11 protein-coding genes are annotated in these 15,241 nt (G+C 44.6%); 9 read left to right on the top strand and 2 right to left on the bottom strand.

Translation table 11 applies throughout. The features are described 5' to 3' along the window. The first annotated feature begins 64 nt into the window (after positions 1–64). The 4 genes from MKY28_RS11805 to MKY28_RS11790 all read left to right on the top strand — a co-directional run bounded on the left by MKY28_RS11805 (position 65) and on the right by MKY28_RS11790 (position 5,745). A complete protein-coding gene (locus MKY28_RS11805; RefSeq protein ID WP_083677388.1) occupies positions 65–631 on the top strand; it encodes an esterase/lipase family protein in 567 nt (188 codons plus the stop codon). Between the two features lie 192 nt (positions 632–823). Further along, a complete protein-coding gene (locus MKY28_RS11800; RefSeq protein ID WP_340936043.1) occupies positions 824–1,822 on the top strand; it encodes a helix-turn-helix domain-containing protein in 999 nt (332 codons plus the stop codon). 131 nt (positions 1,823–1,953) lie between these two features. Next, positions 1,954–2,748, top strand: a complete 795-nt coding sequence (locus MKY28_RS11795) for an SDR family NAD(P)-dependent oxidoreductase (protein WP_340936042.1) — start codon at positions 1,954–1,956, stop codon at positions 2,746–2,748. Positions 2,749–2,934: 186 nt separating this feature from the next. Next, on the top strand, positions 2,935–5,745 hold the full coding sequence (locus MKY28_RS11790) for a glycoside hydrolase family 2 TIM barrel-domain containing protein (RefSeq protein WP_340936041.1): 2,811 nt from the start codon (positions 2,935–2,937) through the stop codon (positions 5,743–5,745). 106 nt (positions 5,746–5,851) lie between these two features. On the opposite strand, the gene MKY28_RS11785 is transcribed toward MKY28_RS11790, so the two are convergent. Further along, positions 5,852–7,225, bottom strand: coding sequence for a sugar phosphate nucleotidyltransferase (locus MKY28_RS11785; protein WP_340936040.1), 1,374 nt, complete (start codon positions 7,223–7,225; stop codon positions 5,852–5,854). A gap of 17 nt (positions 7,226–7,242) precedes the next feature. Continuing rightward, the gene (locus MKY28_RS11780) at positions 7,243–8,052 is read right to left on the bottom strand and encodes a DUF6492 family protein (RefSeq protein ID WP_047842887.1); all 810 of its coding nucleotides are present in this window, start codon (positions 8,050–8,052) and stop codon (positions 7,243–7,245) included. 202 nt (positions 8,053–8,254) lie between these two features. On the opposite strand from MKY28_RS11780, the gene MKY28_RS11775 reads away from it, so the two are divergent. The 5 genes from MKY28_RS11775 to MKY28_RS11755 all read left to right on the top strand — a co-directional run bounded on the left by MKY28_RS11775 (position 8,255) and on the right by MKY28_RS11755 (position 15,013). Continuing rightward, positions 8,255–9,019 carry a YheC/YheD family protein gene (locus MKY28_RS11775; protein ID WP_036608114.1) on the top strand — a complete coding sequence of 255 codons (765 nt, stop codon included), beginning with the start codon at positions 8,255–8,257 and terminating at the stop codon, positions 9,017–9,019. A 197-nt stretch (positions 9,020–9,216) separates the two neighbouring features. Then, a complete protein-coding gene (locus tag MKY28_RS11770) occupies positions 9,217–9,957 on the top strand; it encodes a LytR/AlgR family response regulator transcription factor (protein WP_074094992.1) in 741 nt (246 codons plus the stop codon). 1 nt (position 9,958) lies between these two features. Further along, entirely contained in the window at positions 9,959–11,257 is a 1,299-nt protein-coding gene (locus MKY28_RS11765) for a GHKL domain-containing protein (protein ID WP_339187531.1), read from the top strand. A gap of 110 nt (positions 11,258–11,367) precedes the next feature. Then, a complete protein-coding gene (locus MKY28_RS11760) occupies positions 11,368–13,419 on the top strand; it encodes a serine hydrolase domain-containing protein (protein WP_340936039.1) in 2,052 nt (683 codons plus the stop codon). 190 nt (positions 13,420–13,609) lie between these two features. Then, positions 13,610–15,013, top strand: a complete 1,404-nt coding sequence (locus tag MKY28_RS11755; protein ID WP_340936038.1) for an outer membrane protein assembly factor BamB family protein — start codon at positions 13,610–13,612, stop codon at positions 15,011–15,013. The last annotated feature ends 228 nt before the right edge of the window (positions 15,014–15,241 follow it).

Below are 15,241 nucleotides of genomic sequence, written 5' to 3'. Positions count from 1 at the left end.
AAACATTTTACAGGAGGGTAATGAAGTGAAAAAGACCAAATTAATACTTGTTGTATTCCTGAGCATGATCCTTGCCTTATCAATAACTGGAATAGGATCGAGTTCAAAGGCTTCTGCAGCTACGGCACGTACACCCATTGTATTGGTACATGGATTGACCGGTTCAGATAGCAATTTTACAGCAATTGAGAGTTATTTGCGTAGTCAAGGGTGGACAAGAGACGAATTATTCGCGATTGACCTTCCTAGCAAACAAGGAAACCAGCTGTTGAACTCCGCAGCAATTAGTCGATTCGTAGATGATGTTCTGCGCCAAACGGGTCATACAAAAGTCAATATTATAGCTCATAGCATGGGTGGAGCTAATAGTCTCTATTACATACTTAACCGTGGAGGCGCTTCCAAAGTGGATAAGTTGATTACCCTTGGCGGGGCTAATCGATTGACCACAACGACAGCTCCGAGTGGAATAAAGGTGACTTCGATCTATTCCACCAGTGACACGATTGTGTCCCCGGTACTTTCCCGTTTGAACGGGGCGAACAACGTTTCGGTTTCCCTCGTATCCCATATCGGTCTGCTGTTTAACTCGCGGGTGAATGCCCTGATCAAAACTGCGTTGAATGAGTAGCTGAACATACAAATGTGCATTCTTTCATAATATTCTGAATGATTGACTTGAACACGACTGGCCATTCATGGTTAGTCGTGTTTTCGTATTACCCGGAAATGGCTCGCTGAGGTAAGTTTCAAAAATAGGTACATCCATTCTATAATTTAGAAATCAGAATAAAAATGGAACAAGTTAAAGGAGTCTGTATACATGCAACCTCAACCGAATGATCGGATTAAAGTTCATCCAGGCTTTTGGGCTGGATTACATCAATTAGGGATTGGTGCTGATGACATCGCTCGTACAGCACAACTATCTCTTGAGACAATAAATAAACCTGTAGTGACCCAATCTCAATACTTCGCAATCTGGCAGGCCTACTCTGATCTCAACGGGGACACCGCCGAGGGCATCATCAAACTTGCAACCGGATATGAAATATCGAAGTATCCTCCACCTGTTCTGGCGATGTACCATGCTCGTGATTATCGTGATGCGTTGAATCGCATGGTGCGTTACAAGCAAATGTGTCCTCCCGAGAGTTTGCAGATTACCGAAGCAGGGGAGGAATGTATCATTGAACTAGGATGGTTACATAAGGAGCAACCAGGTCCGCCATTACTGGTCGGTATTACGCTGGCATTTCTGATCGAACTTGGACGGAGGGGCACAGGACAACCTTTGACTGCCAAAAAGGTTGAGTTCTCCCAACCGATGGGTGACGTAGCCACCCTTGAGGCTTACTTCGGCTGCCGAGTTGATACGAATTCTAACCATAATCGGCTGATGCTGGAACGGAAAGATCTGAGTCTTCCATTTCTATCGTATAACGAGGAGTTACTGGAGATTCTGACCCCGGCTCTGGATCGGTCTCTGGACGAACAAGAGAGCAATCGTTCCGTTACTGAAGTTGTCAAATGGATCATGAAACGCAGCCTTACTGGAAAGCGCCCTGACATTCAGACGGTCGCCAAAGAGCTTCGCATGAGTGATCGTACTTTGCAGCGGCGACTGACGGAGGAAAACACAAACTTCAAGCAATTATTAACCGAGGCCAGACGGGAGCAGGCCCGAGCGTACCTTGCAGATCCTTCACTTGATATCAAAGAAGTGGCATTTCTGGTTGGATATGAAGACCAGAATTCGTTCTATCGTGCTTTCAAGACCTGGGAAGGGGATACACCTTCAAATTGGCGTGTAAGGCAATAACTCTGGCGCAAAATGCTAGTTACTAGGTCCTTCAGACTGCGTAATATTATACCTATCCGGTGTATGAAGCTTGTTGGCAATGTTCAAGAAACGGTTACCGGATAGTTGTAATCATGAAGGAGAAATGCAGGATGGATATGGGACTAAAAGAGAAAACAGCCTTAGTTACAGGATCAACAAAAGGAATCGGTAAAGCAATAGCTTTTGAGCTCGCCCGAGAAGGTGTTCATGTTCTGATTAATGGACGTAATGATGAAGAGGTGGAACAAACCGTTCGTGAAATCAAGTCTACTTTTCCGGAGACCTCTCCGCAAAAGGCTACGGCTGATCTTGTGGATCTGGCGCAACGCCAAGCTTTATTCGAGAAATTTCCTGAAGTTGATATATTAATCAATAACATGGGGATATATGAAATCATGAGTTATGAAGACATAAATGATGAAGTGTGGGAGAAATATTTCCGTACTAATGTACTTGCTGCCAATGGCTTGTCCCAATTTTATTTACCTAAAATGGTGAAAAACAATGACGGGCGTATTATTTTCATCGCAAGTGAAGAAGCCCTTATGCCTTCAGGCCAGATGCCTCAGTATTGCATGACCAAGTCAATGCTGCTGTCATTATCCAAAAGTTTGTCCAAACTGACAGCAGGGAGCGAGGTTACGATCAATACGATCCTGCCAGGTCCAACACTGTCCGAAAACGTACAAGAAATCATTGAGGGCATATACCCTGATGAGGCACTTACTTTTGAGGAAAAAGAGAAAGACTTTATGAAGAGTAATCTGCCACAGTCCGAATTACAGCGATTCATCAAGCCAAGTGAAATAGGCAGACTCGCTGCATTTGTATGCAGCCCATGTGCTTCCGCCTTCAGAGGCTCTCCCATCCGGATGGACGGGGGCATGGTTCCCACCATATTTTAAAATTGTTCAGGATATAGGATATGTATCCATAAGATGTCGCCAGCATTGGCGGCTTTTTTATTTGTAAATGATCTATGCGAGGGCGTCAATCGAGTTTATAATACAGGTATGTTTTTCGAAAACGATTTCTGTTCATTGGAAGCGATTACTTTTATCGATTATATGAATCTAAAAGGGGACACTATCATGATAGAAGCAATAAATCTGGAAGGCATATGGAAACTCCAACTTGATGAACATAAGGTGGAACGTGGTCTGAATTTCTCAGACGTTATTACATTGCCAAATACTACATCTCATGCGGCCAAGGGCAAGAAAAACGAGAATGTGTTAATCGGTGCGCTGACGGATGAGTACTTATTCGAGGGTTATGCCTGGTTTTCACGAGAGATTGAAATTCCCGAACACTTGGCTGGCAAACGTTGTTTCTTGCATCTGGAACGAACAAGAGTTACCACAGTCTGGATTGATGGGGGGGAATACGGAACACAAAACAGTCTGAACACGCCTCACCGTTACGAGATTGAGGCAGGGCTATCCGCTGGAACACATTCAATTACGATTCGTGTGGACAATACCAATTATCCAACCAAAGGGGGTCACCTTACATCCGAAGACACGCAGACGAATTGGAACGGCATCACTGGGAAATTGGAACTTCAATTTTTCGAGCGTGTTTTCCTGGATAATGTTCAGGTCTATCCCGATCTTGCGACTCGATCTTTCGAGATCAAGGCAGCACTTGTTGGTGACCTGCAAGAAGTACGAATCGTGGTTTCAGCTGTTGCAGTCAGTGCAGATCCGGTGTATACGACCGAGGAACAGATTTTCGCCCCGGATTCGCAGGAAATCCAGCTGACGTACAAGATTGGTGAAGATGCGATGTTATGGAGCGATGATGAACCTAACCTGTACCAACTTCATATTCATCTGCAAGATCAGGACGGCGAAGTGCTGGATTCCACCGAAGTATGGACGGGACTACGGGAATTCCGGGCTGCTGGAGACAAATTCACCATTAATGGTCGCAAAACGTTTCTTCGAGGCAAACATGACGGGCTGATCTTTCCGCTCACGGGATACGCGCCAACAGATGTGGATGAATGGGTTCGTATTCTCGCTATCTCCAAGTCCTACGGTATCAATCACTACCGTTTCCATACCTGTTGTCCTCCGGAGGCTGCTTTTATTGCAGCGGATCTGCTCGGCATCTACATGGAGCCTGAGCTTCCGTTTTGGGGAACGATTACGGATGAATCTTCGGATGGGCATAATCAAGCCGAGCAGGATTACTTGATTAGCGAAGGATTTGCGATGCTGCGTGCTTTTGGTAATCATCCTTCGTTTGTCATGATGTCGATGGGGAATGAACTATGGGGAAGCAAGGACAGATTGAATTCGATCCTGAAGGCATACAAAGCATATGATCATCGTCATCTATACACCGAAGGTTCGAATAACTTTCAGTTTGTGCCGGACATTCTGGAGGAAAGTGAATTCTTCTGCGGGGTTCGTTTCTCCAAAGAGCGCCTGTTCAGAGGTTCATATGCGATGTGTGATGCTCCGCTCGGTCACGTGCAGACCGACCTGCCAAATACATTGAAAGATTACGATTCAAATATTGTACCTGAGCAAGGCAGCGATGCTGACCCTTCTGGTCAGACTGGGGACAAAGAGATTCAGATTCAGTATGGGACTGGTTCCAAAACAGTGCAGGCCGAAGCTGGAAGTGACCAACTTGTCTCACACGTACCAATCATCTCGCATGAAATTGGACAGTACGCCACGTTTCCTAATTTCGAGGAGATCAACAAGTATACGGGTTCTCTCAAAGCCAAGAATTTCGAAGTGTTTCGAGAGCGTCTGAATGCCAAAGGGCTGGGACATCTGGCGGAAGCATACTTCAGAGCCTCTGGTAAACTCGCGGTCGCATGTTACAAGGAAGAACTGGAAGCTGCTTTTCGTTCGAAGCAACTAGCCGGGTTCCAGCTGCTGGATCTTCAGGATTTCAGTGGTCAGGGAACGGCGCTGGTGGGTGTACTGGACGCATTCATGGATTCCAAAGGCATGATTACACCGGAGGAGTGGAGAACGTTTTGTTCCGACGCTGTGTTGTTGGCGAGATTCCCCAAATATAATTATCAAGCGGGTGAATTGTTCGAAGCACGCATTGAACTAAGTTACTTCCGCAGACAGGCATTGGACGGACGTCATCTGAAGTGGGAGCTACATGGTGAGGATTCCACCCTTACAGAAGGGAAAGCAGACCTACCAGCGACCCATGGAGAACATTATGTGAATGTCGCGGATCTCAGCATTCGCATTCCTGAAGTCTCCAATATGACCAAAGTGGAGCTTAGACTGTCCATTCCGGGCACGGATATCCGTAAGTCTTACGACCTGTGGATCTACCCGAGACAGGAGGAAGTGGACCTGAGCGGTTTGAATCTATTTACCGAACTCTCGGAACAGGCGTTGGCGCTGCTTGAGCAGGGCGAGGATATTTTACTTTTCCCGAATCCCAATCAGCTTCAACACGCGATCCAAGGTTTCTATAGCACCGATTTCTGGTCTTACCCTATGTTCCGATCCATCTCGGAGAATATGAAAAGAGAAGTTCCTGTGGGCACAATGGGCTTGTTAATTCAACAGGATCATCCGGCCTTCGAACATTTTGTCACAGAGGAGCACTCAACTTATCCGTGGTGGAGCATCGTGTCCGAGTCGTCATCGATCATCTTGGATGAGTTGGATAAAGACTTGAATCCGATCGTGCAGACCATTGACAATTTTGAGCGAAACCACAAGCTCGGCCTGTTGATGGAGTGTCGGGTTCGGAAGGGGAGAGTGCTGATGGGAGCGCTGAATCTGGAGCGTCTGATGACTACATTGGAGGGCAGACAGTTGTTATACAGCTTCCAGCGTTATGTACAAAGTTCCGCTTACCAGCCAGTTGCACGTCTGGAAGTAGAGGAACTTCGCAAGTTGTTTAACTAAGATATAGGGAGAAGAAGTGTCAGGTTTCCCTTAATTATGCCAATTAGCCCCTTCCGCGAATGGAAGGGGCTATAAGACACGCAGATTGAACCGGTTCATTCTCTCATTATGCGTTAAATGAACCTGCACTTTTTAGGATTACATTCCAATCTTTTTCTTCAAAAAGTATGTTGTCTTTTTCCTCTGTTACTCCGATCCGGACCTCAAGGATCACCATCCTGGTTTCAGCCAGAATAGAAAAGAGACTCTCCTTGGTAATCGCGAACTGATTGCCCATACTCACTTGCATGACCTTTCCGTTGACAAGCATTTGCCCACTGCCTGCAAGCACGGTCCATGCTCTACACCCAGTTCTATGCCAGTTCAACCCGATATGTTTGCCCGGTAGAACCGTTATGTTTAATGTGGTTACAGTTGTATTCTCATTGTCTAACGAACTCTCAATGACACGATAACTGCCCCAGGTTGCTTCACCATACATCGGTTTTAATGGCAAGTTACCCAATTGCGCTTTAATTTCATTTGAATTATTTTTGTTGGCAATGAGAATGCCATCCGGACTTGCGGCAGCGATAATACCTGGCACATCAATGACTTGGATGGGGTAGGGAAGCTCGTTAATAATATAGGAATCGGAGGAAGAACCCGAGATTCCACCGTGTCCGATTACATGGGTATCTAACTGTGCGCACAGCGTATCCCAGCTTCCGATATCCTGCCATACTCCCTCATAAGGCAGGACTACGGCTCGCTGTGCCTTTTCTGCAACATGCTTGTCAAAACTCCGTTCAGGCAACGCTTCATACAGGGACAACATTTGATCATAATGAACCGGAAGCCCCATTTTTTTAATATGGGATATCATAAACGCGACAGTGAACGCGTACACACCGCAGTTCCATAGTGCCCCACGTTGTAGCAGCGTTTCAGCAATGGAGGCTTCGGGTTTTTCTATAAATTGTGTTATGGGCGCATAAGCATTACGTTCTTCCCCACCCGGCAGGATGTATCCATACTGTTCTGAAGCATGTGTAGGCCTTGTCCCAATTAAAGCGATATCGGCTTGAGAGTGTTTCAGTATATCCGGCAGTAATTGGAAGTTGCTGAAAAAATCTTCACCTGCGAACACATCAGCTGGCGCGATACAGATCACATCGTCATCTTTGGCCATTCGGAAGGATTGCAGATATAACGTCGCTAAGGCCGCCGCAGTAAAAGTGCCTCGTTTATAAGGTTCCCCAATGACTGGTATTTTGCCTTGAGTATGTCGTGCCGTAATATTAGCCTGATCTTGATGTGAAATAATGAGTGTTGAATCCGTTAGGGATGAACTGTCAAGCTGGCGGCATACTCTGCTGATCATGGATTCCCTACCTCCAGCGGGTGATGGAAGTATATCTATGAACAGCTTGGAGCGAAGCTCATTGGATAACGGCCAGAGCCTTTTGCCAGAGCCGCCGCACAGCATTACGATATGCATGGGCTTCCTCCTTAAGCTCAGGGAGCTTTACTATAGATTTTCCGTTTATGAAAGGAAAGAGAACGATATTTAAGAGCCAGATTGCGGATTTGTTGCTCTTTTAACGAAGAAGCGTTCACATTCAGACTTTTATTCTTGGAACTTCTAAGGACCATGCTGCCTGGGTTTTTCGTATACATAAAATTGGCATACGTTTCATATTCGGAGAAACCAAACTGTTTCTTCTTATTGATATTGGAGATGATCGCTTTGTACCATGGCAGCTTATGAACCGCTTCAATTTTCTGTTTTAAGGCAGCGAGTTTTGATTTGTCGAACAGCATATAATGGGTGACAAAAGAGCGGGGGCGCGGAGCTTTCATGCCTAACAACTTGCGGTAGGTATTGAAATATTCCGGCTGGCTCCAGTCACGGCAGTAAAAGACTGTTTTGCCTTCTACAAGAAATGAATGAGGTTTAATCAGTACGGTATCTGCATCCATGACTAGAAAGTACTTTGCCTTCACAATGGAATCTCCGTTCATTTTGAGCAACTGCTGATATAACCAGCCTGACCGATTCCATCGGGAGGACTGGTAGTGTATGTCGTTTTTGGTTATAGGCAGGACGGATCGCTCATTAACAAAAATGCAGTTTTTAAGGGAACAGAGTTTTCTGATCTTGGTGCTGACCGGAGAAACAATATATATGCTTCCAATGGGATGTTTTACATAACGGCGAATGTTATCGATGACGAGGGGTAGGGTAGCCAAATCTTTCTCGATCGCTGGTATAAGAACATCAATCTTAGGCGCATTGTTCAACCGGATTCCAGGCTGGACAGACATCTTCTCAACTCCTTGCACAAATCGTGATGACTCATTATATGGTATGTGTGCAAAAGTGTTTTGGTCAGGGCATGTGCAAATATACATTTTTACGAATAGGGGCTTTTGTTGAGGGTTCCTTTATCGGTATTACATATAATGCTTGCAGGATCTTGATCAAACAGCAGGCTTTGATGCGGTTGCTGAAGGGAGAGTTTACGACATGGGAGTTGATAAGTTGCAGCCGTTAAGAAGCAAGTGGTTAAAAACAAAATTGATCATTAATAATGAATTAATTAAACCGTTCATCCCCGACACACAGAAATATAACAAGACGAATCTGAAATCCATGATCAGCAAATATGGAATGGTCTATGTCAAACCCGAGAGAGGTACTTTCGGGATGGGTGTTATTAAGGCAGAGAGGGAAAGTCAGCAACATTTTGTCTATCAGATCGAGCAAAAACGCCTGACGTTTGACAGTTTTGAATCGTTTTATAACAGTCTGACTCGTCTGGTGAATAAAAGAAGTTATCTGATTCAGAGAGGAATCCATCTGCTTAAGCACAATAACAGACGTTTTGACATCCGTGTCATGATACAGCTAAGCCCGACCAAACATTGGGAAGCTACCGGAATCATCGGGCGACTGGGTCATCCAAAGAAAATCGTAACCAATTATCATAGTGGTGGTACACCGATGGATATTCACAAGCTGCTAAAATCACATGCATCCACCAAACGCAGGAATGAACTGATTCAAGAGATGAATGAGCTTAGCCTGCGCATAGCTCGTCATATGAAAAAAAAGTACCCGCATCTTAAGCAAATTGGTGTGGATATCGGCCTTGACCACAGTCTGAAACCCTGGATTATTGAAGTAAATGTCAAACCTGACCCATATATATTCAATCAATTAAAGGACAAGACGATGTATCGCAAGGTAATACGATATTACCGCCATGCTTTCCCCAAAAAAACAAAATAACAGACTGGACTTTTCATAGGAATGCTGGAGAAGGTTACAAGCTCAAGAGTCGCCAATGTGGCGACTTTTTTTGTTGATCTGCGTTTTAGGGTCGGAATAATGCATTTCATCCCCATTCGACTCCGAAACCTATGCTAAAATAGTATATTCGAGAGTGAAATTCAGAGTCGATGTCGATGAAAGGCGGATGTTCCCCCATGTTCAATATTGCAATCTGTGATGATGAGGAGCAGCAACGAGAACGTGTGAAATCCATGCTGGTCTCCTTATCTCTAAAAACCAATTTTGATTTTCAAATTAGCCTATTCACATCTGGTGAACAATTGCTCTCACACTACAGAGAGGTTGGGGATACATTCAATATTCTCATCTTGGATGTGGAGATGGGCGGAATGAACGGGATTCAGACCGCTAAAGAGATCAGGAACATGAAGTTTCTGGATGTACAGATTATGTTTCTGACCAGTTACCCGGAATATATGGTGGAGAGCTTTGATGTCATCACCTTTCAATATCTGATCAAGCCAATCCAGCCGCAAGTTTTCGAGGAAAAGATGATTAAGCTGTGTCAATATTTTCAGGCATTGGACAAAAAGTATGTACTAATCAAATCAGACTATGATGAACTGCTGCTGAAATATGATGATATTCTCTGGATTGAGGTCGTCAAAAGTTTAACGATCAAGAACAAGTTGAATTTTGTTACACAGGAAAATGTACATGAAACCAAAGGCATTTTATCCAGCTACGCATCTGGTTTGAAAGACCATGGTTTTTTGCAGATACATCGCTCGATTATCATTAACCTGATGCATGTTCAGAAGTTTTCCGGTACCCAAGTCATTATGTTGAATGGAACGGAACTGCCCATAGGTCGATCCAAGGTCAAAGAAATCAAGGATGCCTACACCAAATACATGATCATGAGGATTCAATGATATGGGTACCTATATGATCTTTTCCATCATCTTTGTGACCTTACTTATGGCATTTCAGGCGAACTTTTATTTTGATTCTGTGTTGGGCAAGTCCAGGCGTAAGCCGCGCAGAGCGATCTATTTCATGGTATTTCTCATGTTGGGTTATTTTTATTTGGTCTCTTCCTTCTCTGATATCATTTCTACTGCTGTTGCTCTGCTGTTAATCTTCAGTCTGGCACAGTCCTATGAAGTGGAGTTTAAAATCAAGCTTGTTTTTACCATCCTGTATGCGGTTCTGATTACAATGGCAAATACGATAGCTGTATATATTCTCGGAGTCTTGGAATCCACAGAATTCATTTCATGGGAACAGTTCAACGGAGAAAACCACTGGATTCTTTCCAAGGTAATGCTGGTTGGTTGCAGTATCATGTTTATTGTTATTCAAATTGTACGTTTAGTGGCTAAACGCAGAAGTTTTGCCGTGCATTATCGTTATTATTTGCTGTTTCTTATCGTACCCATTATTACGATCTATCAGATCAATGTGGCCTCCATATATAGTGAAAAAAACATATTCTACGTCTTTTCTGTACTAGGCTCGCTATTTCTCAACGTGTTCATTGTATATGTATTCGACAACATGGTGGAAAAGGTACAGCTTGCGCATGAAAATACCCAGTTACAGCGTCAGATGGACTACCAGGATGCCAACTATGAGAAGACCGTTCACAGTTTCAAAAACATTAAATCCATCATCCATGATATTAATCAGCAATTTCTGTATATTGATGAATGTATCCAACGTAACGAACTGGCGGCGGCAGGTGACCATATCAAGTCAACATTAAATACCATTGAAGGTGCGTACCAGCGGGTGAACTCCGGTAATCTGGTCATTGATGCACTCGTTACAAATACCTTGGCTATGGGGCAGGCAAACGGGATCAAAATCGACACCAAAGTCCAGCTCCACTCGCAACATATCCAGATCGATCGATATGATCTGTGTGTGGTGCTTGGTAACATGCTTGATAACGCAATTGAGGCCTCCAAGAAAGTTAGACAGGCCGAGGATCGATACATCCTCATTGCCATTCACTCCACATCATCTACACTGGTCATCCAGATTATGAATCATGTGGAGCAACCGATCGTTGACTTGAAAAGTGACAAGCCCAATCCGGAGTACCATGGGATCGGTCTAACCAATATATCGCGAATGTGCGAGAAATATGGTGGACATATGAGTATTGAGCATCAGCATCGGAAATTTAACAACATGGTCGTGCTTCCGTTCCACACCGACAACCCCTGAACCTGCCGTTCAGGGGTTGTTTTTTTCCATTCAGGGTCCGTTTGCGTTTGATCAGTCTCTTCCCGGATATAATGAATTCATTCATAAGAACATTTGAGGGAGGACATACGATGAAGAAACTAATTAGTCTTTTATGTACAGCGGTGCTTGTAATTACACCGCTGGCAGATGTCAGAGCAGAGGCGAATAACAGCGGTACGATTGAGGCACGGGCGGAGCAGATCGCCAAGGAGATGGTGCAAAACTACGGTGTCACCAGTGTGCAATATGCGATCATGGATGAAGGGGAATATATTTTATCAGATAGTGTCGGATTGCACGATAAGGCATCACAGAAGCCAATAGACAAGGATAGCATGTATGGCATAGGCTCGGTTAGCAAAATGGTTGTTACGGCAGCCGCCATGAAGCTGGTCGATTCCGGTAAAATAGATCTGGATGAGCCGCTTACTTCGTATATCAAAGACTTTAAAATGGCAGATGCGCGCTATACTCAAATCACACCGCGCATGTTGATGAATCATTCATCCGGTCTTTACGGTACACATTATGGAAACAGCATGTTGTTTGAAGATAATGACACCCGCAATCATGATGAGTTATTGCTCAAACTTCAGTCCGAAAAACTGAAATCCAAACCTGGTGCATACTCCGTCTACGCCAATGACGGTTTTCAATTGCTTGAAATCCTGGTTGAACGGGTGAGTGGATTAAGCTACAGCGAATATATCGCCAAGTTCATCAGCGAGCCGTTGAAGTTGGAATCAACGAAGACACCACTAGATTCCTTTGACAGAGCACAATTATCCGAAACCTATTGGCCTACACTTGAGATGAAGATGCCTACCGAAAATGCAAACATTATCGGCACAGGCGGAGTGTATTCTACCGCAGAAGAATTGAGTCAATTCGGAGAGGTTTTAATGGGGAACAGACCGGATATTCTGTCCGAATCTGCTGTGAAGGCCATGCAATCTCATGAATATCGTAAGGGCATATGGGTATCTGATGAGCAAAATACGATCAATTATGGCTTGGGATGGGATTCGGTTGACCTTGCACCTTTCAGCGATTATGGGGTTACCGCGCTTGCCAAAGGCGGGGATACCATGTTGTACCATGCCGTGTTAATCACTATACCTGAACATGATATTTCAATGGCGGTTCTATCATCTGGCGGATCTTCCATCTACAATCAGATGTTTGCCAGCAAAGTGCTGCTGGAAGTTCTGGCGGATCAAGGCATCATTGACAAGGTTAAACCCGATCAGACCTTCTCATCACCCGACAAAGTGAAGATGCCAACAGAATTAAGCGCGTACTCCGGTCTCTATGGTACGGTAGGAGAGACATTGGATATAACGATTAAGGATGGTGAGATGCAACTGCCTGCTTTGCTGGGTGGAATTATTCCAGAGCAGAAATATGTGTACACAGGCGACGAACATTTTACAAGTGCGGATGGCAGTGTGAAAGCTAGTTTTGTGAAGGAACGTAATGACAAGGTGTATGTTAAAGTTCAGGGTATGATTACGTTACCCGGCATAGGTCAAACGGTAATGAACACGTATGATTATCAAAAACTGGATCATAACGCACTGGACGCAACAACCAAAGAGAAATGGACAGCTCGTGACGGCTCAAAATATTACGCGTTGGATGAAAAAATAACATCGATCTTTTATCTGCTTCCATCGATGTTGATCAAGAACCTGTCTGTTGACGCCGAACATGGTTACGCCAATGGCACGCAAATCATGGATGCAAACAACGCAGAGAATATCGCCGAGATTCCTGTAATGAACGGAAGAGACGCGTTTGATCTGCAATTTTACACAAAGAATGGTGCCGAGATTCTTCTCCAGGATGGGCAGGAATACATTGCCGAGGATGCGATTACTCCAATCTTTGGTGGAAAAAAAGGAATTACGACTATTCCGGCAAACGGTCAAGCCCGGTGGTATGCGATCGACGCCCGATCGGGTAACAAATCCATCACGGTGGATTCTCCCAAGACCGGAGGTTATGCAGTGTATAATGATAAAGGGGAAATGGTTGACTTCTCTGTAGCAACCAATCAGGAATCGACGAAGCTCCCGAAAAGTGGTTTTATCGTTTTTGGTGGGGACTCCGGTGATGTATTCCAGATCCAACTAAAGTAAAGTAGAAACTTCATTAATGAGTCACGTTCGCAACTTATCTCCGAAAAAATACACTTATCAAGAAGTCGCCTGGTGGCGGCTTTTTTGATATTTCCTTTGAATAATTTAACAATCCGGTAACTATTTGGACTTATCACACGTTATGTTTATGTAGTTATATCTCAGGATTTTAATAACAGGAGGATTTACCATGGTCAATATACATAAACGTCAAATGAATAAGGAATGGAAAAGAAAAGTAGGAAGACCCATCATTGCAGGTATTACTGCCGGAATGCTGATGGTTCACGGCGTTATCGGCGTGTTGCCATCGCAGGCACATGCTGAAGCATCGGATGTATCCATCCGTAACTGGTATTTGTATCAACGAATCACTGTACCTGAACTGAAACCTTCTTGGACAGCAAAAGTAGATAATTATCTGAATATGAACGAGACGTATGTTGGAGTTAATGCCATCGCAGAAGAAGGTAAAGTATTCACGTTTGCTGGATCGAAGTTGATTGCACTCGATGCGACAACAGGTAAACAGCTGTGGACTTACGGCAAAGACCTGACTCCTCATATTACCTATCAAAGCGGGATTCTCTACGGACTGACCATTGATCACAAGCCATATGCCATGAATGCGAAGACAGGGAAAGCAAAATGGCAGTCAGGCACATCCACCTGGATTGATACGTATAACCGTACGGAAGCTCTGATTCCAACGGTGGATACCCTCTACGTGATTAAGGGGAGTACAACGTTTGCACTGGATATCCAGTCAGGCAAACTGCGCTGGGAAGCAGATGAACCATTAGGTGAAGGTAATGGTACTGAGTATCTGAGAGAATCTAATGGTGTGGTGCTGAGGACCTTTTTTGTCCAAGGGGCACTTACATCCTTACAGCTTAATGCATATGACAAGAAAACGGGCAAGAAGCTATGGGGTCATTTTGGTCAGGGGGAAGCTATTCAGATCAAAGACGGTCTTGTATACTCAGCGGACTACTATTCTTCGATGTTGGAAAATGACGAGTCTTCACCAGAACGCAAATGGAAAGTGAATGCGTACAACTTGAAGACCGGTGTGTTGAAAGGAAGTCAGGAGTATAAGTGGACCATGCCGGGGGATCCACCGTATGTGAATGGGTATGGAGGGATATTTTCCAATAAAGACAAACTATACATTCTACAAGGGGATAAGATAGCGGAGTATTCGTTGACCTCAACCAAGCCGGGTCCCGCGCCACTTCGAACTTTTCACCGTCCTTACGGCGAAAATATGGTATGGCTTGGCGTTACACAGGAAAGGTTGATCTTCAAAAACGGAAACACGGGAGAACTTACAGGCATCAAGCTGGCTAATGGTCAGGAGGTTCAGTGGCATGGTGATGCTCCCGTTTCTCAGATCGATGTTTACGGTAAAGGAATGTATCGAGCGCAACGTAACGGCACCCTGCTTGTCCTCAACATGATGTCGGGTCAGTCGGTCTTCCGCGTCTCTACCGGTGGAGATCTGCATAACACGACGTTAAAGACAAACGGAATGATCATCATCCAAACCGAAGGCAAACTTCTCGGCGTTAAGCTGCCAGCATCGCTGAAATAAGTGATTTACCTGCATATGCCGCTAAACGAAAATCATGTGAGAAGACCGGATCATGGCATAGCTGCCCATAATCCGGTCTTTTTTTATTTTTGCGCATAAAACACCGCAAAGTCCAAGTATTTGTACATGCAATCTGCCACGCGAAACCCCGCTTCCTCCAACCACACCAATTGATCCTCCAGCGTGGCATTGATATCCACCTTGCGTCTTTCTATTGAAGCCGAGATG

This window comes from Paenibacillus sp. FSL R5-0473 (assembly GCF_038004565.1).
GTDB lineage: Bacteria > Bacillota > Bacilli > Paenibacillales > Paenibacillaceae > Paenibacillus > Paenibacillus amylolyticus.
Note: the sequence above shows the minus strand (reverse complement) of the source record. Positions and strands in the feature narration are given on the sequence as shown.